Source organism: Pedobacter zeae, from assembly GCF_014196715.1.
GTDB lineage: Bacteria > Bacteroidota > Bacteroidia > Sphingobacteriales > Sphingobacteriaceae > Pedobacter > Pedobacter zeae.
Genome location: NZ_JACIEF010000004.1, coordinates 468295 through 491483 on the forward strand (window position 1 = coordinate 468295; position 23189 = coordinate 491483).

Annotated in this window: 16 protein-coding genes; 7 read left to right on the forward strand and 9 right to left on the reverse strand. The window is 40.3% G+C overall.

Going from position 1 to position 23189, the window contains the following annotated elements; all coding sequences use genetic code 11:
* Nucleotides 1–34: 34 nt before the first annotated feature.
* From GGQ60_RS20575 to GGQ60_RS20585, 3 genes are read left to right on the forward strand one after another with little or no spacing between them, the layout of a single operon-like run.
* On the forward strand, nt 35–2356 hold the full coding sequence (locus tag GGQ60_RS20575) for a TonB-dependent receptor (RefSeq protein ID WP_183767926.1): 2322 nt from the start codon (nt 35–37) through the stop codon (nt 2354–2356).
* A 4-nt stretch (nt 2357–2360) separates the two neighbouring features.
* The gene (locus tag GGQ60_RS20580) at nt 2361–3167 is read left to right on the forward strand and encodes a DUF4249 domain-containing protein (protein WP_183767928.1); all 807 of its coding nucleotides are present in this window, start codon (nt 2361–2363) and stop codon (nt 3165–3167) included.
* Between the two features lie 42 nt (nt 3168–3209).
* Nucleotides 3210–4169 carry a 2-hydroxyacid dehydrogenase gene (locus GGQ60_RS20585; RefSeq protein WP_183767931.1) on the forward strand — a complete coding sequence of 320 codons (960 nt, stop codon included), beginning with the start codon at nt 3210–3212 and terminating at the stop codon, nt 4167–4169.
* A 106-nt stretch (nt 4170–4275) separates the two neighbouring features.
* Here the strand turns inward: GGQ60_RS20585 and GGQ60_RS20590 are convergent, their stop codons facing one another.
* The 6 genes from GGQ60_RS20590 to mutL form a co-directional block, all read right to left on the reverse strand.
* On the reverse strand, nt 4276–7002 hold the full coding sequence (locus GGQ60_RS20590) for an Ig-like domain-containing protein (protein ID WP_221236013.1): 2727 nt from the start codon (nt 7000–7002) through the stop codon (nt 4276–4278).
* 566 nt (nt 7003–7568) lie between these two features.
* The gene (locus tag GGQ60_RS20595) at nt 7569–8201 is read right to left on the reverse strand and encodes a nitroreductase family protein (RefSeq protein WP_183767933.1); all 633 of its coding nucleotides are present in this window, start codon (nt 8199–8201) and stop codon (nt 7569–7571) included.
* An 808-nt stretch (nt 8202–9009) separates the two neighbouring features.
* A complete protein-coding gene (locus GGQ60_RS20600; protein ID WP_183767934.1) occupies nt 9010–10122 on the reverse strand; it encodes an endonuclease/exonuclease/phosphatase family protein in 1113 nt (370 codons plus the stop codon).
* Entirely contained in the window at nt 10122–10976 is an 855-nt protein-coding gene (locus GGQ60_RS20605) for a rhomboid family protein (protein WP_183767936.1), read from the reverse strand. Before GGQ60_RS20605 ends, GGQ60_RS20600 begins: the two co-directional genes overlap by 1 nt.
* Complete coding sequence (locus tag GGQ60_RS20610) at nt 10969–11700, reverse strand: rhomboid family intramembrane serine protease (protein ID WP_183767938.1); 732 nt, start codon at nt 11698–11700, stop codon at nt 10969–10971. The genes GGQ60_RS20605 and GGQ60_RS20610 overlap by 8 nt, the downstream gene beginning before the upstream one ends.
* Before the next feature lie 146 nt (nt 11701–11846).
* Nucleotides 11847–13685: a DNA mismatch repair endonuclease MutL gene (gene mutL / locus GGQ60_RS20615; protein ID WP_183767940.1), complete on the reverse strand. Its 1839-nt coding sequence runs from the start codon at nt 13683–13685 to the stop codon at nt 11847–11849.
* A 361-nt stretch (nt 13686–14046) separates the two neighbouring features.
* On the opposite strand from mutL, the gene GGQ60_RS20620 reads away from it, so the two are divergent.
* The gene (locus GGQ60_RS20620; RefSeq protein WP_183767942.1) at nt 14047–15681 is read left to right on the forward strand and encodes an amidohydrolase; all 1635 of its coding nucleotides are present in this window, start codon (nt 14047–14049) and stop codon (nt 15679–15681) included.
* Nucleotides 15668–17485 carry a serine hydrolase domain-containing protein gene (locus tag GGQ60_RS20625; RefSeq protein WP_183767944.1) on the forward strand — a complete coding sequence of 606 codons (1818 nt, stop codon included), beginning with the start codon at nt 15668–15670 and terminating at the stop codon, nt 17483–17485. The genes GGQ60_RS20620 and GGQ60_RS20625 overlap by 14 nt, the downstream gene beginning before the upstream one ends.
* 234 nt (nt 17486–17719) lie before the next feature.
* Here the strand turns inward: GGQ60_RS20625 and GGQ60_RS20630 are convergent, their stop codons facing one another.
* Entirely contained in the window at nt 17720–18682 is a 963-nt protein-coding gene (locus tag GGQ60_RS20630; RefSeq protein WP_183767946.1) for an isopenicillin N synthase family dioxygenase, read from the reverse strand.
* A gap of 360 nt (nt 18683–19042) precedes the next feature.
* On the opposite strand from GGQ60_RS20630, the gene msrA reads away from it, so the two are divergent.
* Nucleotides 19043–19642 (forward strand): peptide-methionine (S)-S-oxide reductase MsrA, encoded by a 600-nt coding sequence (gene msrA, locus GGQ60_RS20635; RefSeq protein WP_183767948.1) that lies wholly within the window; start codon nt 19043–19045, stop codon nt 19640–19642.
* A gap of 411 nt (nt 19643–20053) precedes the next feature.
* On the forward strand, nt 20054–21571 hold the full coding sequence (locus GGQ60_RS20640) for a malate:quinone oxidoreductase (protein WP_183767950.1): 1518 nt from the start codon (nt 20054–20056) through the stop codon (nt 21569–21571).
* Nucleotides 21572–21976: 405 nt separating this feature from the next.
* Here GGQ60_RS20640 and ytxJ read toward each other — a convergent pair whose 3' ends face one another.
* The gene (gene ytxJ / locus GGQ60_RS20645; protein WP_183767952.1) at nt 21977–22309 is read right to left on the reverse strand and encodes a bacillithiol system redox-active protein YtxJ; all 333 of its coding nucleotides are present in this window, start codon (nt 22307–22309) and stop codon (nt 21977–21979) included.
* Nucleotides 22310–22634: 325 nt separating this feature from the next.
* Nucleotides 22635–23126, reverse strand: a complete 492-nt coding sequence (ribH, locus tag GGQ60_RS20650) for a 6,7-dimethyl-8-ribityllumazine synthase (RefSeq protein WP_183767954.1) — start codon at nt 23124–23126, stop codon at nt 22635–22637.
* Nucleotides 23127–23189: the final 63 nt, after the last annotated feature.

Here is a 23189-nt window from a genome sequence, read left to right on the forward strand (position 1 = left end):
TGGTTTCGATCTTAAAATTTAGATAGTTGCCCATATGCCGATAAAACTTTACTTAGCTTTAATCCTTCTTTTTTTCAGTACATCTATTTTTGCGCAAAATAAGTTTACCCTTAGCGGAACCATCCGCGATGCAGCCACAGGCGAAACCCTGATTGGTGCTACCGTCAGGATTTCTGGCGCTTCTACTGCTGCAACCCTCACCAATAATTATGGATATTTTGCCTTAAAACAGGTTGAAGGCACATATACCTTAGCCATCAGTTATACGGGGTATGCCCCAGTGGTAAAAACCATTAATTTAACAAAAGATACCAGGTTAAACGAAGAGCTAAAAAGTACAAACGATCTTGCTGAAGTAACCGTAAGTGCCAATAACCGTAAAAATGAAAATCTAAAAAGTGCCCAAATGGGGCTCGAACGGGTAGATATGAAAGCGTTAAATACCATACCGGTGTTGCTGGGCGAAAAAGATATTTTAAAAACCATCCAGTTATTGCCAGGCGTAAAATCTGGTGGGGAAGGGAATACCGGTTTTTATGTGCGTGGGGGCGCTGCCGATCAGAACCTGATTATACTCGATGAAGCAGTCGTGTACAACTCATCACACCTGCTGGGTTTCTTTTCTACTTTTAATGCAGATGCCATTAAAGATGTGAGCTTATACAAAGGTGGCATGCCTGCGCAGTATGGCGGCAGGTTATCGTCTGTTTTAGATGTAAAAATGGATGATGGCAATAATAAGGAATTTAAGTTTCAGGGCGGTATTGGCTTAATTGCTTCGCGGGTTAAAGCGGAAGGCCCCATTGTTAAAGACCGCGGCTCCTTTATGGTGAGTTTCCGCCGCACGTATATCGATGCATTTTTACGTTCTTCGCCAGATTCGTCCGTAAATGGAAGTACCCTGAATTTTTACGACATCAATGCAAAGGCGAATTATAAAATCAATGATAGGAATACCATTTATATCTCTGGTTATTTTGGCAAAGATAATATCGGTGTTAAAGATCTTTTTGAAAATAACTGGGGCAATGTTACCACCACCATCCGCTTAAACCATATTTTTAGCGACCGTTTATTTTCTAACACCTCCTTAATTTACAACAACTATAATTATACGGTAAGGTTGTTAAACGATGCCACAAACTTTAAGGCGACTTCATTGGTCCGCGATTTTAACTTTAAAGAAGATTTTCAATATTTCAGCAACAAACATATCCTTAGGTTTGGCTTAAATGCTACACAGCACCGTATTTCTCCTATCGATATCGATAGCGACGAGGCTTCGCAGGTAAATTCGCTAACACAGGAAAGACGTTACGGCATAGAATCAGCAGCTTATATTTCAGATGAATGGGCGGTTAACGAACATTTAAATTTGCTGTATGGAGTGCGTTTAGCTGCTTTTTCGTTAATGGGACCGGGTAATTTTAGCAATTACGATGCTAACGGAAACATCACTTCTACCGAGAATGTAGCCAAAGGGAAATTTTATAAAAGTTATTTTAATCTTGAGCCGCGTTTCTCAGTGAGTTATTTATTTAACGAACAGAACTCCATTAAAGCGTCGTACAACCGTAACACTCAAAATGTACATATTTTAACCAACGCTACTTCCAGCTCACCTACCGATCAATATGTGCTGAGCAGCAATAACATTAAACCCGAAATTGCCGATCAGGTGGCGTTGGGTTATTTTAAAAATATCGAGGATAACAATTACGAACTTTCAGGTGAGATTTATTATAAATGGCTACAAAACCAGATCGACTATAAAAATGCAGCAGAGTTGCTGGCCAATTCGAATGTAGAATCTGAATTATTATACGGCGTTGGCCGTGCTTACGGAATGGAACTGTTTTTTAAGAAGAAATTCGGTAAACTGAACGGTTGGCTGGGTTATACCTTATCCCGTACTGAACGTAAATTTACCGAATTGAACAACGGCAAATACTTTCCGGCAAGACAAGACCGTACTCATGATATTTCGGTAGTGGGTATTTACAACATGAGTAAGCGTTGGACATTCTCTTCGAGTTTTATTTACAGCACAGGTAATGCAGTAACGTATCCGGCAGGGAAATATATCGTTGGCGGGCAACCCGCTTACTATTACACCGAGCGTAACGCAGGTCGCATGCCTTACAACATGCGTTTGGATATAAGCGCTACTTTAGAAGGGAAGCCTGGAAAGAAATACCAATCGAGCTGGAATTTCGGTATTTATAATGTGCTGGGCCGTAAAAATCCTTACTCAATAGAGTTTATTACCGATCCGGAAAATCCGAATAAAACTGCTGCACAGCAAACCTCACTTTTTGGGCTTATCCCTTCCATTACCTGGAACTTTAAATTTTAATGTTATGAAAAAACTAACGATATATTTGGCCCTATTTACTTTGTGCCTCGCTTCATGCAAGAAAATTATCTCAATTAAGACTGAAAATGCCGACCCTCAACTGGTAATTGAAGGTATTATTAATAACCAATTGATGGATCAGGAAATTAAAATCAGCAAAACGATAGGTTATACCGAAGAAAATGTTTTTCCGAAAATTTCAGGTGCTACCGTTACCGTAACGGATAACAAGGGAAATACATTTGTATTTAAAGAAGGAACTAAGCCTGGCACTTACGTTAATCGCATGAAGGGAGAGCCCGGTGTTACCTATTATTTAAATGCTACTGTTGAGGGGCAAAACTATACTGCGAGCTCTAAAATGCCGAACGTCGTTAAAATGGATTCGATCGGGATCATTAAAAATAATTTTTTTGGTCGCGAGCGCAAAACAGCGGCTGCTTTTTTAAAAGATCCGGCTAATGAAGTTAATTTCTACCACTTTAACCTATATGTAAATGATGTGCTGTCGCGACGCTACTATGCTAACAACGACAGGTTAACCAACGGTAACGATTTACGGATCCAGCTCTTCTTTAAACCCAATAACGATCACGACAGCGATGAACTGAACACTAATGATAAGGTTAAGATTGAAATGGAATGTATTGACAGTAATATATTTGATTATTGGTATGCACTGAGTCAGCAATCAGACCGTGGACCAAACCAGGGTACCACGCCGGCCAACCCAACATCAAACATTACCAATAATGCATTGGGTTATTTCAGTGCCAACACTTATCAGGTACTTACCACAACTGTAAAGTAAGCATCGTTAAAACTCCAGATTGGAATTTACTGTTAATTAAACATGAAAGTATTTATAAGTGGCAACATTGCTCCGGTGGGAGTAAAAGAACTGGAAGAAAACAATATTTCGGTTACCCAATGGAAAGAAAACCGGCAGATCAGTCCTGAAGAACTCATCGCAGCCTGCCAGGGGCAGGATGCTTTGATCAGTGTTGGCCCTAATAAGATCAATGCCGGATTTCTGAAGGCCTGTAGCCATTTAAAAGTTATTGCACTCCATTCGGTAGGTTATGATAATGTTGATGTAGCTGCAGCAAAGGCGTTGAACATTCCGATTGGGAATACCCCGGGTGTGTTAAGCAGCGCTACTGCCGATACCGCTTTTTTATTGATGCTCGCTGTGTCAAGAAAGGCTTTTTACTCGCATAAGAAAATTATTAAGGGCGAATGGAAAAAATACGAGCCTGCACCCGAATTGGGTATTGAGGTAAACGGCAAAACCCTGGGTATTTTCGGACTTGGGAAAATTGGCTTGGAGATGGCCAAAAAATGTATTGGTGCTTACAACATGCCGGTAATTTACCATAACCGTTCGCGTAACGAAGAGGCTGAAAAAGCATTAGGAGCCAAATATGTGTCTTTTGAAGAACTTTTGGCTCAAAGTGATGTGCTTTCCATCCATACTGCGCTTGCCCCTGAAACCAAAGGTAAATTTACGCTCGGGGTATTTAAGCAGATGAAACCCAATTCCATTTTCATCAATACTGCAAGGGGAGGCATCCACAACGAAGAAGACCTGATCAAAGCCTTGGAAGAAAAAATAATCTGGGGCGCTGGCCTGGATGTAACTAATCCGGAACCAATGGACAGGGAAAATCCTTTGCTGTCGATGGAAAATGTTGCCATATTACCACACATCGGTTCTGCTACCGAAGAAACCCGGGCGGCCATGGCACAGATTATTGTGAAAAATATTTTAGCGGGATTGAAAGGGCAAAAAATACCGTTTGAGGTGAAGTAAGCCGAAAGGCTATTGGTTGATAGTCAATGGTTCATAGTTAATGGCAGATAGACATGGGCCTATTCTTCATGGCTATTAACTATCAACCATTAACTAAAGGCCCTTTCTATTTTACGGTATACTTCAACACCGACCGGCCTAAATTTCCGTTAGCGTCTATACCTTCTATAATTACCTTGTATTGGCCTTTGCCATCAGCATTGTAATATTCAAATGAGGCATTTCCTGTAGCATCGGTTACTACCTTAGGATTCCAGTAAATGGTAGTTCTTAAATCGTTTCGGTTCATGCTTGCAGGCACATCATATTTAGGCGAATAGAACTGTTTTTCTTTATTGTAACCCTGCGGCGAGAAAGTAAGCTCATAATATTTAGGCAGCATATCCATTAACTGTGCTTTCGAAATTTTAGTGCCTTTAGGCGCTTTCTTTTGGTTAAATACAATTACCCCGTTTACATTATTTGCCCGGTTTACCAGGCCTAATTCATCCCTTAAAAATACCTCAACCGATTCGAGTTGGTTGGCATCCAGTGTATTGATCTGGTTTACATCCACGTTCATTCCATTAATAAAGATACCCATCGGGATCCTTTTGCCCTGGTTATAATCCCTGCTTACATAGAAATTGTTATCTGCAAAAGTAACACCGGCGAGCATACCCTGTAAGCAGTTAATCAGAAGTCCGCAGCCCTTTAAACGATCGCCGCTGATTTCGTGGTCGGCTATCTGGCTTAAGCCTGTTAATGCCGGGTAATCTTTATGGCTAACTTTTGGTACCACCGCCCCTTTGATATTTACATCCTTTAAGGTATGCAGATAAGCATACTGTTTTTTGCTGTTATCGAGATAAGTGGTTAATGCACTATCGATGTTAAGAACTTCTTCGGCAGCGCTAAAGTTTCTGGTTAATGTTGGAACAGGTGAGCCGTTTAAGCTTAAGGTCATGTTTTTGTAGTTCACGTTATATTTAGCCGTAATGGTCACTTTTGATGAATCGTTAAACACCAGGTTAGAGAATTTAAAATTCCCCACAGGATCGGTAGTGCCTTCCAAATTGAAACGTTTATCGGGAATACTCAATAATAAAGCGCCTTTTCTCACCGGAATACCATTGTTCTGACGAAGGATGCCCGAAATTTCGATACCCTGCTCGGGTAAGAAATCTATTTTAGGCAGTTTATTGGCAATAATATCAGTGTATTTAAAACTGCGGTATCCCTGCGTAAGCAAGAGCACATCCAAATCAGCATTTTTCTTAGCGTCGGGCGCATTAAAGTAATAGTTGGCTTTTTCGATATACCCCTTAACATCACTGCTTAACAGCAAACCGGTTAAAATAGTGCTGGTGGCATCCTCACTGGAGGGGACCTTAGTTTCATCAACAACCGCTACAGAAAAACTACCTTCAACAGGAGCACCGTCTTTTTTAGCGGTAACATTTATTTTAACCTTTTTCTTAACCCCATAAGTGGTAGCCGCAGTGTTTAAATTAACGGCCATGGTATTTTTCTGCTGTACAAAAACCAGTCTTTCGCTCAAAGGTTTCCCATACTCGTTAAACAGGGTAAATTGGGCAATTCCATTTGGGAATTTAGATTTAAGTACTGTAGTATTGTATTCTTTGTTCGATAGCGAAGTTTGCGCGCCATAACAGATTACACCTTTGCTCTGCGCTATTAAATAAAGCTTTTTACCTTGGTTTTGCCCAAAAAAAGCATCATTCGCAGCGATTTTTATGGCTATATTATCGGCGCTGCTGTTATCGATAGTGACCACAACGCCATTTGCCTCAACTGCTGGTAAGTTGTAGGTTTGAGTAGTGCCATCAGCATAAGTTACCATGGCTTTATAGGTTTTTCCGGCTTCTGCAGCTAAATTAAAACTGCCCATACCCAGGTGCTGTGCGGTAAAGGTGGCAACCGTTTTGCCATCGTTGTCGGTAACGGTACCTTTAGCGCTAATGCCCAAACCGTCACTTTTAATGGCTTTAAAAGCAACTTTATTGGTCAAACCTGCAACTAAGCTTCCTCCTTCCGGAAAAAACTGGAAATCTTTACTCAAAATGGCATTTTTAAGTGGGAACGAGCTGGTAGCTACGTCTTTATCGGTAGTGTTGATGGCAGTAATTAACTCGCCTTTTTGCAACTGGTATTCGGCTTTTTGCGCATTGGTCATAGCAATGCTCAGGTAGCCGTTTGCGTCGGTAGTGCCCCGACCTTTGGCAATTACCGTATAACTGGTTACCACCTGCCAGCTTACATTTTTATTGGCATAAGGTTTATTATTGGCATCTCTAAACTGTACGCGGGCATCAATTTTCTCCTGTTTATCGGTTGAAGAATTTTTGTAGGTAATATGAGTTTTTAGCTCCTTATCAATGGCTTCACCAACGTAAAATGTTTTGTTAAAATAAGCCGGATCGGGGTTATTAAGCATCCATAAAGTATAGGCCCTGATGTGATAATTGCCTTGTTTGTAATTCACCTGGTCCAAAGGGAAACTGCCATAGGCAAATCCTCCGGTAATGGGTAGTTTTAGTGTTTGAATAAGGGAGTCTTTCTGGTTAATTACATCCACATAAATGATTTTACTGATGCCCGATAAGAAATTCTGGTTTTCGGTAACATAAGCTTTAAACCAAACAGTGTCAGCCACGGCATAATACGGTTTATCAAAGTGAAGGTAAATTTTTTCGGCAGGGTAATCGCTTAAAACCTTATTGGTTTTGCTAATAATGGTATTAATGCTTATGGTATCGGTTTGGGCCAATGAAGGGAAACTGAGCGCTGATAGAAGAGAAAATATAATAAAAGATAGTCTAAAAATCTTCATGGATTGGTTATTAAATGCTATGCCCGTAAATATATCTAATTATAAAGAGAGCGCCTAAATTGTAGAGATGTTTAACACTTTTTTACAATAATATTGGTTCATTGGTCATTGGTTTATTAGTTCACTGGTCATTTGTTCATTAGTCATTGATTCACCGGTCATTGGTCATTGGTTCACTGGTCATTGGTTCATTGGTAATTGATTTTTTAGTTCATTGGTCATTGGTTCATTAGTTCACTGGTCATTAGTTCATTGGTCATTAGCTCATTGGTCATTGGTTCATTAGTCATTAGTTCGTTAATTACTTAAATCGTTTAACTGTTCCTGCATGTGCCTACCTGTCCGTAGTGTTCCGAAGGGCACTGAGGATTTAAGAATAGCAGCGAGTCTCCCGGCTTGCTTTATGATCACTGAGGGATAAACTCAATCTCATTCGGCAATCTGTAAAGGCGCTAGGTTTAGCGCTAGGGATAGTATTTTCAAATCGACTCAAACGCCAAAGGCTCCCTTCTAAACAAAACAAGCCGCTAAAAAGCGGCCCGTTTAAGTATAATGGTGTTTGCCTGTTATTTAAACTCGATCAAGAATTCTTCTTTCGGAACACGTACCTTTTTAAGGTTAACCAACCAATCGCCTGCCTCGTCTCTGTGACCTAAAGGCAATAGGGTAACACTTCTTAAACCTTTTTTATCTAAACCTAGAAGTTCATCCAAGGCAGGTCCGTTAAAACCTTCCATTGGGGTCGCATCTACTTTTAACACAGCAGCTTCTGCAATGGCGATACCAAAAGCAATATAAGCCTGGCGTGCAGCATGGTTAAAGTTTTCTTCTGCAGTTCTTGGTAAAAGCATGCTTTTAAGTCGTTCTTTGTAATCATCGGTGGCATTTAGAGGTAAACCACGCTCTGTATTCATCCTGTCGAAAATCGCATCGATACCTTCTTCTGTGTAGTTTTCGTTTGCAGCGAAAATTAACAGGTGCGATGAATCGATAATCTGCGATTGGTTAAAAGCAATCGGCGCAATTTTCTCTTTTAATTCCTGGTTAGTCACCACGATTATTTTAAAAGGCTGTAAACCTGATGAAGTAGGTGCAAGGTGCGCAGCAGCTATAATTTTATCTACTTTTTCCTGTTCAACAGGCTGTCCATTCATTTTTTTAACGGCATAACGCCAGTTTAGGGCATCTATTAAGCTCATATTTTTGAAGATTTTTTTTAAATTCTATGTAGCAAATATGGAAATAAGGAATAAACCTATTGTTGATGTATGGTAAGAAAGCAAAATTGCGGTAATCTGGTATTCACTTGCATTAAGCTTACATTTCCTTAATGTTGTTCCATTATTAGAAAGAAAATGAATGGCTTGGGGTTCTTGGTGGTGTGCAGTCCCGCTTTTGCTTATAGTCCTCGCTACGCGCTGCGGGCTATTCCGCTCAATCGGGTTTAGGAACAAGGGTTTCTACATCCTGCAACCCCCAAAATGAAATACTGCTGTTGCCACCTAGCCCCGGTTGAAGCGTTACCCTGCAGCAACGAGTCATCCCGAACTTTCGGGAAAGCGTATAAGAGGAAAACGGGAGGAAAGTCTGTATTTTGTACATGCAGAGCGCTCCAAATGTAAAAACCATTCCATCGCCATGGTTGATGCCACATGGACCGAAATAGGATCAGGAAATGAGTGGCTTGTGGTTCTTGGCGGCATGCAGTCCCGCTTTCGCTTATAGTCCTCGCTACGCTGCGGGCTATTCCGCTCAATCGGGTTTAGGAACAAGGGTTTCTGCATCCTGCAGCCCCCAAAATGAAATACTGCTGTTGCCACCTAGCCCCGGTTGAAGCGTTACCCTGCAGCAACGAGTCATCCCGAACTTTCGGGAAAGCGTATAAGTGGAAAACGGGAGGAAAGTCTGTGTTTTGTACAGCCCCTGCACTCCAAGTATAAAAATCGTTAATTGCTAGAAAATCACCACTATGGTTTGGATACCCACGTAGGATAACCGTTATAAATCTTAGCGAACAAACCTTAAATCACTTCGCACCGGAAAGTGATCGGATAATTTTGCATGGGTAATTTTGTAGTTCAATACCTCCAGCTCTTTTGATGTGGCGATATAATCGATCTGGAAATTGGGAAATTTGCCATTATAGGTTTTACCGAAGCCATTTCCCTTTTTTATAAAACTGTTATTCAACCCGGCAGTAATCTGGGTAACCACGTATGATGCCGGTGTATCGTTAAAATCGCCGGCAATAAGATAAGGCGTTGTACAGGAAGCCATTTCCTTTTTCATAATATCAACCTGACCGCTGCGTTTCAGGAAGGCACTTTTTAGCATGCTTATGATCCGCTTGGATGGTTTTAGCTCCGTATTCATTTCTTTTACCTTATCCAGGTATTCGTAATCCTGTTTTTCAAAAGAAATAGACTGGAAATGCACATTGTATATCCGCAGGGTTTTCCCTTTAATGTTCAAATCGGCATAAATGCTCATGTTGCCGGGGTAGCCGGTAACAAATGGGATTTTACCTGTGTTTTTAATAGGGAATTTAGAGAATATGGCCAAACCTGTAGCTTCGTAATCGTTTTTATTGGTGGGTACGAAATAATAATATTTGGTATTTAACAATGCTTTTAAGCTATCAACGGTATCGAATGCGCCTTTATAACGGGTAAAAAACTCCTGAAAACAGATGATATCGGGGTTTTGTTCTTTTACTACCTGCAGCATTTTTTCCTTTACCGATTCGGTATTGTCTTCGCCGTAAAGTTTAAAGCTGTGTACGTTGTAGGTCATCATCCTGATGCTATTATCAGCTTTTTCAGCCGGGCCTTCATCCCCACCAATGGCAAAAGTTGCCTTTAACGTTTTACCGCCAATAGCCATCACCAATACAGTAGCGATTGCGAAAATCCATTTTTTGCTTAAAAGCCACCAGATCAGGAAAATCATATTGGCAAACAGTACAAAAGGATAGGCCAGGCCAAAAAAAGCGATCAACGCATGCTTACGTGGATCCATGTTTCCGGCAAGCACCCCCAAAAGCAAGGCCAAAGCCAGTGCAACGGCAATGGGCAGGAGGAGTTTATCCAAAAAATTGTACTTCTTCTTTTTTTTGGCCATTAATCTTTACTTGCCTTAAACAGTTTTTCTTTTTCTACTGCGGTTAATTTATCATATCCCGAAGTAGATATTTTATCTAAAATGGCATCAATTTCCTGTTGCGAAACGCCACCTTTAAAGGCTGGCTTTTTAACCGGTTTTTCGTTGCGTACCACTTTTAGTTTTGGTTTGCGCTCAAAAAGCTTGCTCCAGTCGCTGCCGCTTTGCAGGCGTTTAATAAAAACAAAACCCACCAGGGCACCGCCTATATGTGCTAAACTGCCACCTGCATTTACCGAACCGATGGCAAGAAAATCCAGAACAAAGTAAACAATAGCAATCCATTTTATTTTAACCTCACCAAAAAGAAAGAGCACGATGGTGTAGTTGGGTACCAGTGTTGCTGCAGCAAAAATGATGGCCATTACCGCTGCCGAAGCACCCACAATGGTAACGCCGGTTAAACCTGAGGCATAAACCGGGAACAGGTTTAATATTGCAACTGCAAATAAACCACCAAATATACCACCGGCCAGGTATACAAAATGGAACTGCCTGCTTTTTAAGAAATTCATAAATATGTTCCCGAACCAGAATAATCCGAGCATATTAAAGAGGAGATGAAGAATCCCATCATGAATAAACATGTAGGTAAATACGGTATAAAAGCGTTCTGGTAATTTGGAAATATTAGCCGGTAAGCCTGTATACTCACTAACTAACGGACTGATCAAATCCCCTTTACCGCTTAGCCAGGTAAATATCCCAATAACAGCGATAATCAGAAACAACAGCACATTTATGCCAATGTAAAAGAATATTGGGTTGCCAGATTGAAAAACCTTGTATTTTAAATCTTTGAAAGTATTATTCATAGAGTGTATAAAATGTATCGTTTTTATCTTTCCATAATTTAACGAGTATAAAGCCAATTAAAGCACCGCCCAAATGGGCATAATGTGCAATAGAATCGCCTTCAAACTGCGCAACACCCAAAGATAACTCTACTAAAATATAAATGGGTATAATATATTTTGCTTTTACCGGAACCGGGATAAACATAATGAGTAATTCGGCATTGGGATAAAGCATGCCAAAGGCAACCAATAAACCAAAAATAGCACCTGAAGCACCAACCATGCCGCCAAAATAGATGCTTTGAAGCGTAACAGCTTGTGCCATTGAAAGCTGCGAAGTGTTGAACTCCCCCTGAAATAATGCCTGAAGGTCTATCTTTCCGTTATTGGTGGCACTACCTATAATCTGGTGTACTTCATAAGCCTGTACTGCCCACTGCAGTGCCAGTGCACCTAATCCGGTAATAAAATAAAATACAATAAACTTTTTGCCTCCCCATCTCGATTCCAGGATGCTTCCAAAAGAATACAAGGCAAACATGTTAAAAAAGATATGGGCTATACCGCCATGCATAAACATGTAACTTATAGGTTGCCATATTTCGAATTTTGGCGAATCAAAATAATAAACAGCCAAAATATCATCAAGGTGAAGGCCGGTTAATAAATAAGTTGCTGCGAAAAATAAAACATTAATAATCAGCAGGTTTTTTACTACTGGTGGAATATATATGTTGTTCATTTAAATTTTAAAAATAGGTTAATGTTTAAACTGGTCATTAGTCATTAGGTTAATCGGTTAATTGTCTCCAAACTCCCAACTTTCAATCCCCCAACTCCGGACTTACAACTCCCGGCTAAAGGCTCCAAACTCCCAGCTCTAAACGCCTAACTCTTCTCAAACTTCTTATCCAGCTCTGCCAAAGTAATGGTTTGGATAATTGGTTTTCCGCTCACGCTAAAGTTAGGGGTTTTGCAGGCAAAAAGTTCATCGATCAGCGTATTCATTTCTTCCTGTCCAAGGCTTGTACCGGCTTTAATGGCACTGTTTCTAGCCAAACTCCGGGCCAGGCTATCGCGTTTGCTTAATTTTAGCTCTTGCTGCGAGTTTTTAAAGCCCTCTATCAATTGCTCAAATAATTGTGTTTCATTAATAGTACTGCTGCCCAGATCAACCGGAACACCTTCTACTACCAACGTGTTTTTCCCGAATTCGCGTACATCGAAGCCCAAACTTTTTATATCATCCAGCAAACTTTTGGCCAGTTCGAAATCGTTGGCATTAAGTGTAATGGTTTGTGGAAACAAACTCTGCTGCGATGCGCCTTTCCGGTCATCAAGATGTACGAGAAAACGCTCATAAAGGATCCGCTCGTGTGCCATCTGTTGATCGATCACCATTAATCCCGACTTAATCTGCGAAACAATATACCTGTTGTGCAATTGCATATACTGCTTTTGCTTGGTTTCCAAAACCGTTTCATCAGCGTAAATTGAGGTTTGTTCTACAACGGGCTGTTCAGTTATTTCATATAACGAACCCCAGTTTTTTACGCTTGGTTTGGTATCATAATTTCTTGGCGATGAGGCATAACCCTGTGCAGCGCTTTTATCGCTGGCAAAGGGGTTAAAATCAGGATTGAAATTGATGCTCGGCGGAACAATATCTTCGACCGCTTTTTGGGTAATCATATTGCTAAAGCCCGTTTCCTGATCAAAATCCAGGCTAGGAGCAATGTTGTAACGGCCTATAGAACGTTTTACTGCCGATTTAAGGATCGCATAAATGGATTTTTCGTCCAGATATTTGATCTCCGTTTTAGTTGGGTGAACGTTTACATCAATTTTTGAAGGGTCGATCTCAATAAAAAGCACGTAAAGCGGGTAACTATCGTCAGGCAATAACTCTTCAAAAGCCGAACTTACGGCATGGTTTAAATAAGGATCTTTAATAAAACGGTTGTTTACAAAAAAGAACTGTTCGCCCCTGGTTTTTTTTGCAAAAGCAGGTTTGCCGATATAACCTTTAAGGTTAATAATGGTGGTTTCCTCTTCAACAGGAACCAGGCGTTCGTTATAGTTATTGCCAAAGAGGTGCACAATACGCTGCTTTAAATTACCTTTTGGCAGGTTAAAAATCTCTACTCCATCGTGGTGCAAACTAAAAAATACACCAGGGTGTGCCAGGGCTACCCGTTGAAATTCGTCTAAAATATGGCGCATTTCTACGGGATTGCTTTTCAGGAAATTTCTTCTGGCAGGCGTATTAAAAAACAGGTTTTTAATCGAAATCTGTGTTCCGGCGGCTGTGGCTACGGGTTCCTGGTTGGTTACCTGCGCGCCTTCAATAGAAATACAGGTGCCGATTTCGTCCTCATGCCTGCGCGTTTTCATTTCTACCTGTGCAATTGCTGCAATAGAGGCCATGGCTTCACCACGGAAGCCCATGGTGCGGATGGCAAATAAATCTTCAGCCTTTTTCACTTTCGAAGTGGCATGGCGCTCAAAACACATTCTCGCATCAGTAACACTCATTCCACAACCATTATCAACGATCTGAATCAGGGCCTTACCGGCGTCTTTTATTACCAGTTGAATTTTATCTGCGCCGGCATCTATCGAATTTTCGAGCAGTTCCTTCACTGCCGAGGCAGGTCGTTGAACAACTTCTCCGGCAGCAATCTGATTGGCAACAGCATCAGGCAATAAGTGAATAATATCAGTCATGTATCAGGGCAAAGTGAATTCGCTAAATTATGCAAAATAAGCTTAATGAACCCGGTTTGTTTAAAACTCAACACATAAATGACGGTAGGTAAATAGAATTAATTGCTTCTACTGGTTTTATTTACACCAGTTGTCATTCTGGACGGAGTCGAATGATCTATGGCTAAACAAAATTAAATCTTTGCTTAATTTTCTTGTTTCTTTTTTTTGAAAAGCAAGGCATAGTGTCAATCGGTTCCGGTAGTCCTGCTGTACAGGGTGGCTATTCTTAGCGGTGCCATTTAAAAACCAAGGGCACAAATCCTTTCTGTAAAGCTGAATTTACAAAGGCAAATGCTTTCAATTTTCTATCTTTATCGATATGAAATCCATCCTCTACAGCCTTTTTCTGGCTTTGCTGTTTACTTCCTGCTCTAAAAAAGAAGAAGTTGATGTCATTGTTTATAACGCTAAAGTTTATACTGTTAACAGTAAGTTTGATACGGTTGAGGCTTTCGCTGTAAAAAATGGAAAAATCCTGGAGCTGGGTAATAGTAAAGAGATCAAAGGGAAATACACCTCCAAAGAAGAAATCGATGCAGAGGGTAAAGCCGTTTACCCTGGTTTTATCGATGCACACGCCCATTTTTATGGCTATGGACAAAGTTTACAGACCGCTGATTTAAGGGAAACAAAATCCTGGGATGAAGTGCTTACCCGTTTAACTGCTTTCGCCAAAACCCGTCCCGACGGTTGGCTGATCGGTAACGGCTGGGACCAAAACGATTGGGCAGATAAAGCGTTTCCGACAAACGAAAAACTGACAGCGCTTTTTCCTGATCGCCCAGTATTCCTGAATCGTATTGACGGCCATGCTGCCATTGCCAACCAAAAAGCATTAGATGATGCAGGCATTAAAGGCGTGCAAAAATTGGTAGGGGGTGATATGCTTAGTCAAAACGGGAAACTTACCGGGGTTTTAATCGATAATGCTGTAGCTTTGGTAGAGCGTAAAATCCCGTCGCCAGATGCCAAACTCGCCGAAAAAATATTTACAGATGCGCAGAAAAACTGCTTCGCCGCTGGGTTGACCACCATTGACGATTGTGGTTTAAGTTATTTAGCGGTTGATTTTATTGAAAAACTGCAGAAAGAGAAAAAACTTAAAATGAGGTTATATGTCATGCTTTCCGACGAGCCTGATAATTATAAATATTTATTTAATCGTGGTCCGATTAAAACTGACCGCTTAAATGTGAGGTCGTTTAAAGTTTATGCCGATGGTGCTTTAGGATCACGGGGTGCCTGTTTAATTCACCCTTACAGCGATATGCCAAATAAAAGCGGTTTTCTGCTAAGCGATCAAAAACATTTTGAAGAAGTGGCCAGAAAAATAGCAGCCAACCATTTTCAGATGTGTACCCACGCTATTGGCGATTCTGCCAACCGTGTAATCCTGAATATTTATAATAAAATTTTAAAAGGTAAAAACGATCAGCGCTGGCGTATCGAACATGCGCAGGTCGTTAATGCTAAAGATTTTGACCTGTTCGGCAAAGCCAGTATAATCCCTTCCGTTCAACCTACGCATGCTACTTCCGATATGTATTGGGCCGGCCGGCGTTTAGGTGCCGAAAGGTTAAAAAGTGCTTATGCCTACAAACAATTGCTAAAACAAAATGGTTGGATTCCTTTAGGAACTGATTTCCCGGTAGAAAACATTAATCCATTATTAACGTTTTATGCAGCAACAGTGAGAGAAGATGCAAAAGGTTTTCCAAAAGGTGGCTTTCAGATGGAAAATGCCTTAACACCCGAAGAAGCCTTACGGGGAATGACCATTTGGGCTGCCAAAGCCAACTTTGAGGAAGAAGAAAAAGGAAGTTTGGAGAAAGGGAAATTAGCCGATTTTGTTATCCTCGATCATGATATTTTAAAATCAACACCACAGAATATATTAAAAACCAAAGTCTTAAAAACCTATTTGAACGGAGAAAAAGTATATGAAGCGAAATAGATTGTATATCCTGGCTGCAGCTAGTTTTTTTAATGTTTTATGCTTAATGGCCTGTGCGCAGGATCACACCACAAACGAGAAAAAGCTTTCCATTGCCAATGCCATTTCAAACACAACCGTATTATTAAACAACCAGGATGCTATTATCCCGCTAAAATCGCTCGAAAAGAAAAATATTGCTTCGGTTAGCCTGAGTTTTGCTTATAGCAATGTGTTCGATAGTTTGGCCAACAAATATGATAAAATCACTTCGTTTTCTGCCGATTCTTATAAAGACAGTGTAAACCTGAACGATTTGGAAGATGATCTTAAATATTTCAATACCGTTTTAATCAGCATTGACGATCAGAATGTAAACAAAGCAAAATACATTAATTTTATCAACAGCATCAGCAAGAATAAACGGGTAATTATTTCTTTTTTTGGAAACGGACCTGGCTTAAAATCATTCGACCTCTTGCAATCGCCGATTATATGGACTGCACAGAATAATGCCGATGCAGCTGCGATTGTGCCGCAGTATATTTTTGGGGGTATTGCTGCGGTGAATAAGTTAACTGCAACTTTTTCTGCGCGTTATACGATGGGTTCTGGTTTTACCACCACTGCCACCCGCTTAAAATATACCGTACCGGAAGATGCAGGTGTTAACTCCAACAACTTAAAGGAAATTGATGCCATTGCTTCTGAGGCGATCAGCCAGAAAGCAACTCCCGGGTTGGTAGTGCTGGTGGCCAAGGATGGTAAAGTAATTTTTAACAAGGCTTATGGTACACATACCTACGATACCAATGTACCCGATAAGGTAACCGATATTTTCGATCTGGCTTCTGTAACGAAAGTAACTGCAACTACGCCAGCGGTTATGCGTTTATTTGAAGAAGGAAAATTAAAGCTGGATACCAATATCGGGGCCTATATTCCGAAGGCGCGTACCACCCCCATGAACAATATCCGGATCCGCGAGGTAATGCTGCACCAGGCTGGTTTTATTCCTTATATCCCTTTTCACGATTATGTGAAAACCAGCGATTACAGCAGGGATTCATCCGCTGCGTTCCCAACTAAAGTAGCCGATAACTATTACATCAAAAAAGGCTTTTTTAAGGATTTTATGTGGCCCAAAATGCTCAATTCGCCCATTAAAACCCGTGGTAAATATGTATACAGCGATATCAGCATGTATGTGATGAAAGATATTGTAGAGCACATTAGCGAAGAGCCTTTAAACCAGTACACGTACGAAAATTTTTATAAACCCCTCGGCATGCAAACTGCAGGTTTCCTGCCGCGAAACCGGTTTAAACCTGAGCAGATAGTTCCGACTGAAGATGATAAATATTTTAGAAAAACCTTGCTGGTAGGTTATGTTCACGACCAGGGGGCGGCTTTGGCTGGTGGAATTTCTGGTCACGCGGGTTTATTTGCCAGTGCGAACGATCTGGCCATTATTTACCAGATGCTGCTAAACCGCGGAACCTACGGCGGAGAAACCTATTTCAAGAGCGCTACAGTTGATATGTTTACTTCCAAACAATCGAATGTGAGCCGCAGGGGCTTGGGTTTCGACCGTTGGGATCCCGATACCACCAAACATTATCCTTCTGATCTGGCTTCACCGCAAACTTATGGGCATACAGGCTATACCGGAACCTGTGTTTGGGTAGACCCATCGCGGGGTTTGGTTTATGTATTCCTGTCAAACCGGGTTAACCCAACAGTTACCGATAAACTTTCTAACCTGAAAATCAGGGGGAGAATACAGGATGTGGTGAATAAAGCGATAGATGAATCGAAAAAATAAAGGCTGGCTTACAGACTTTCAGAGTTGTCAACTTTAATAGTCAGTTTGTTATAAAGTTGACAACTCTTCTACTAAAATTGATCTTTAGCTTATCCATCACCACTAAATCTTTTCTTATCACAGTATTCGCACTTATTTATAATAAAAAACAAAAAAGCATCGGTTTTGGCCGATGCTTTTAATTTTTATTTACGATTCGCCAGGGACTCATGACTGAAGACCCACGACTCCGAACTACTTCTTCAATCCAATTTCCCTTAGTCTTTCATCCAGGTATTCCCCAGCCGTCATATCGCTATAGGCTTTAGGATGTTCTGCGTCGATAGTTGATGGTAAACTGGTTAAATCCATATCACTGCGTGGATGCAGGAAAAAAGGAACCGAATAACGCGATGTTTTCATTAATTCGCGCGGAGGATTTACCACACGGTGGGTGGTCGATTTTAATTTATTATTGGTTAAACGTTGCAACATATCGCCAACATTTACCACGATATCGGTATGGTGCGCTTTAATTGGTAGCCATTCATTGCTGCGGGTTAATACTTCCAGGCCATCAGCACTTGCACCAATGAGTAAGGTAATAAGGTTAATGTCTTCATGTGCACCGGCACGTACTGCATCATCCGGAATTGTTTCCGGATTTTCGATCGGGAAGTAATGTATACCCCTTAAAATCGAATTTCCGTTATGCACGTGTTTGTCAAAATAGTTAATAGGTAATTCTAAATAGGTAGCAATGGCACGCAGTAAATGTGTTCCGTTTTCTTCCAGCTTTTTATAGATATCGCTTGTTACTTTGTTAAATTCAGGCAGTTCCTCCAGGATTTCATTGTCAGGATATTCGTTTTTAACCGGATCGCCATCGGTAACTTCCTGGCCAATCTGCCAAAATTCTTTCAGATCGGGTGTTTTAGCACCTTTAGCTGTTTCTTTGCCTGCACTGGTATACCCACGTTGACCGGCCAGTTCAGGTTTTTCGTATTTTCTTTTGATTTCTAAAGGAAGCGAAAAAGCAGCCTTAATATTTTCATAAAGCTTGTCGATCAACTCCTGGCTTAAACCGTGGTTGGTGATGGTAACAAAACCCGAATCGTTAAAAGCCCTGCCCAATTCATCAGAAAACTTTTTACGGTCTTTTTCAGAACCATTGATGTAAGAGCCTAAATCCAGGCAAGGAATATACGGTGTAGACATAATTTTAAATGTTTAATGTTATACGAATTTAAAAAAAGAATTGTTAATAAGTGCATTTGAGTGATGTAATGTCTGTTTAAAAATCTGTTTGTCAGTAATCTAAGTTATTAACATCAGCAGCGAAATCAACAGAACGTTGCGATTGTCACACAAAACCCATTATTGATTTCAAGCAAACTACTGCCTGTTTTTTTGCGTATAATTAGAAGTGAAATTATTTGAGGATAATGTAAGGTTTAGGGATTATTTCCGACTAATAATCAAAAACGCAGGTATGCAGCCATTAATGATTTGCATTTTTGCAGGCAACCGGGTAAAAAATCACGGTCGTTTCATCACAGGTAAAAAAATAAACACACAATGAGAAAAATAATTTTAATTCTATTGGCCATATTCACATTAAACCAGGCCAATGCACAAGGGAAAAAAACAGAGAAAGCAACATTTGGAATGGGTTGTTTTTGGTGTACAGAAGCGATATTTCAACGGTTAAAAGGAGTGATTTCTGTAAAATCGGGTTACGAGGGCGGTACTTTGGCCAATCCAACTTACGAAGAGGTATGCACTGGCGCCACCGGGCATGCAGAGGTTTTAGAAATTACCTATAACCCAATGGTCATTTCGTATGATGATTTATTGGAGGTTTTTTGGAAAAGCCATGATCCGACAACCTTAAACCGTCAGGGAGCCGATAGCGGTACACAATACCGTTCGGTGGTTTTTTACCATACACCTGAACAAAAACTCCTGGCTGAAAAATATAAAGCAGAATTGAACAAAACCAATGCTTATGGCAAAAAAGTGGTTACCGCTATTGAAGCTGCCAAGCCGTTTTATGTGGCTGAAAACTACCACCAGAATTATTTCAATAAAAACGGAAGTGAGCCTTATTGCAGGTTGGTTATCCAGCCAAAAATAGATAAGCTCGAAAAAATATTTAAAGCGAAGCTTAAAAATTAGATACTTGTTTTGTTAGGCCCTACCCTAAACGGTGTAGGGCCTTTTCTTGTTCAATTATCTGGTTATAGTAAAAAAATCTTGATGCCTAAGAATAGCCGGAATTAAAAGATAGGGCTTTAATTTAAGTCTTGTTGAAAAACTATCAAAAAATAGACTTGTTTGGGTGCATAATGATAAAATTTGACTGGTATTAGGTTGGCTTTTTGAAAGATTGATAATGTAATCCTCATGTTGCTTTAATGTCTTTTTAAAATTTAGGATTCTTGATTTAAAACTTTGGACTAAACTTTGATAAGTGCTTCTATAAAAAGGAAATATTTCTAATTTTTAGGCAATTTTTTTAAGATTTAATGTCTTAAAATTCGTGGGATGTTTAAAATCATTCTAAATTTGTAACTCCTTTAAAGTAAGATGACAAAAAAGAAAAAGACAGTTGGTAAAACTGACGCTGATGTAATTTTAATAGGGGCTGGCATCATGAGTGCAACCCTTGGTGTTTTATTAAAGCAATTAGAGCCTAACTTAAGTGTAGAAATTTACGAACGTTTGGATATTGCGGCAGCAGAAAGTTCTGATGCATGGAATAATGCCGGAACGGGGCACTCTGCATTTTGCGAACTAAATTATACGCCGGAAAAGAAAGATGGTACCATTGAAATTAAAAAAGCAGTGCAGATTGCCGAACATTTTGAAGTATCTAAGCAGTTTTGGTCTTACTTAGTAAACAAGGGACTCGTTTCTGATCCATGTAATTTTATCCGGAATATCCCTCACATGAGTTTTGTATGGGGGAAAAAGAATATAGAATACCTTAAAAAACGTTACGATGCATTAACCCAATGTGATCTTTTTAGCGATATGCAGTACACAGAAGATCCTGAGTTGGTAAAAAGCTGGGCCCCCCTCATTATGGATGGGCGTAAGAAAAACGAGAAAGTTGCTGCAACCAAAATGGATATCGGTACTGATGTTAACTTTGGTACTTTAACCCGCGATATGTTTAACAACCTGAAGCAGCAACCCAATGTAAATTTGTTCTTTAACCATGAAATTCGCGATCTTAAAAAGAACAAGGATGGTAACTGGATTGTAAAGGTTAAAGATCTGGATAGTGGTGATAAACGTAAACGTGTAGCTAAATTTGTATTTATAGGTGCAGGTGGCGGTTCTTTGCCATTGTTGGAAAAATCAGATATTCCGGAAGGAAAAGGTTTCGGTGGTTTTCCGGTAAGCGGGCAATGGTTAAAATGTACCAATGAGGAGATCATTAAAAAACACCATGCCAAAGTATACGGAAAGGCCGCAGTTGGCGCACCGCCAATGTCGGTACCGCATTTGGATACCAGAATGATTAATGGCAAACAAGCCTTGTTGTTTGGCCCGTATGCCGGTTTTTCTACCAAATTTCTTAAAAACGGTTCATTCCTGGATTTACCAAAATCGATTAAATTTAACAATATCCGTCCGATGATCTCGGCAGGATTGCATAACCTCGATCTAACAAAATATTTGATAGAGCAGGTGAGGCAGTCGCCGGAAGACCGATTGGAAGCATTGAAAGAATATTTGCCAACTGCCGAACTTAAGGATTGGGAATTGGAATATGCCGGACAGCGGGTGCAGGTAATTAAAAAAGACGAAAAACAAGGTGGTATTTTGGAGTTTGGTACCGAGGTGGTAAGTGCAGCCGATGGCTCCATTGCCGCATTGCTGGGGGCTTCTCCGGGTGCTTCAACAGCGGTATCGATCATGCTCGATTTATTAAACCGTTGTTTTGCAGAAGATCTGGCAACAGATGAATGGCAGGCTAAAATTAAAGAGATGATCCCAACTTATGGAAAATCGCTGGCCCAGGATGCCGAACTTTGTAGAGCAACCAGAAATGAAACTTCGAAAGTATTGAAAATCGAAAATACGGTGCTGGCTTAAACGCTGCAACCATAATCAATTTTAGAAGGTCCCGGGCAATCGGGACCTTTTTTGTTGTTTACCTTATTGTATGAAACGTTCCTCTTGCACGGCCCATATCTGTCAGTAGAGTTAAGCATAGCGTCTCTACAGATTGATGAATCAAATTGAGTTGATCACTTAATGCCTAAGATCGAGCCGGAGACTTTTTCCTGTGCTATAATCCGTAGTGCCACTACGGACACTTGGTTAAAACCTTGACATTCTGTCGCCCCGGGCGGAGTTGAAGGGTAGCCAAAAGTATAGTGTACAACAGGGCTGCCTTAGCCGATAATACGCCGAACATTGTTTTTCTAAAAAAACAAAATATAACTAAAAAAGGGTATGCAATTGCTTGAATACCCTTTGTCTGGATTTTTTTTATGGTTAAGCTGCAATCACCTCTGCAACTTCATTGGCAGAAATATCGCTGTGCGAGGCTTCCAGTACACAATCGCCGTTTTTAATTAATAAAATCTGTGGCGATTGGTGGACTACCTGAAAGATTTCGGCAATCTGGTTGGAAATATCACGATAGCTTATTAGGTCTAAAAAATAAAGTTTTGTATCTGACGGAATGACATCCCAGTCAAATTCGAAATTCTTTTTAGCCATTAAACTAATGGAGCAACGCGTGCTGTGTTTAAAGATAAGGCTAAAACCGCTTGCGTTTTTAATTTCAGCAAGCTGTTCCATTGAAGTTAAGTTAACCCAGGTCATGATAGGATAATTATTGTTTTACAGGATAACATATGTAGCGAAATAAAGTTCTACAAATGACCTGTATATGAGATTACAAATGATATAGATTAATTCCTTCTGCGTTTTCCTTCTGGGTATGAGCCATAAGCAGGACAAAGTTTAGAGGAACAAGATTCTAAAATGGTAATGGTGCAAAACACCGCCAATAATAAAATGGCTACTTTTTTCATCTGTATAAGTTTGTTTCAATGGTAACGAAGCTATCATGAACCAGTCATGATGATTTCATTTAATCTGATAATTTTTAAACTTCTAAGTTACAAATAATTATTAAAACACAAGTTTAAATTTGAGCTGAAAAATCTGCCATTTTAATGGCCGTAATAGCAGCTTCATCGCCTTTGTTGCCATGTTTTCCACCAGCACGGTCTTGCGCCTGCTCCAGGTTGTTAGTGGTTAAAACCCCAAAAATAACCGGTTTACTGTATTTAATGCCAACATTGGTAATGCCCTGTGCCACTGCATCGCAGATAAAATCGAAATGCTTGGTATCGCCCTGGATGACACAGCCTAAACAGATTACAGCATCGATATCGTTTCTTTTGCTCAACAGGATTTCTGCACCACCGGTTAATTCAAAACTTCCGGGTACAGGTAAAGAAATAATATTTTCTTCGGCAACGCCATTGGCCAACAGGGTTTTTAATGCTCCATTGTACAAAGCACCGGTAATTTCGGCATTCCACTCGGCTACAATAATCCCGAACTTATAATTAGCACCGCTCGGAACGGTAGTATGAGAGAAATCGGATAGATTTTTTAATTGTGTTGACATGGGGCAAAGATAAGGTTATGCCACGAATGTTAAAAACCTTAATGTTTACTGGTTGTAACATTT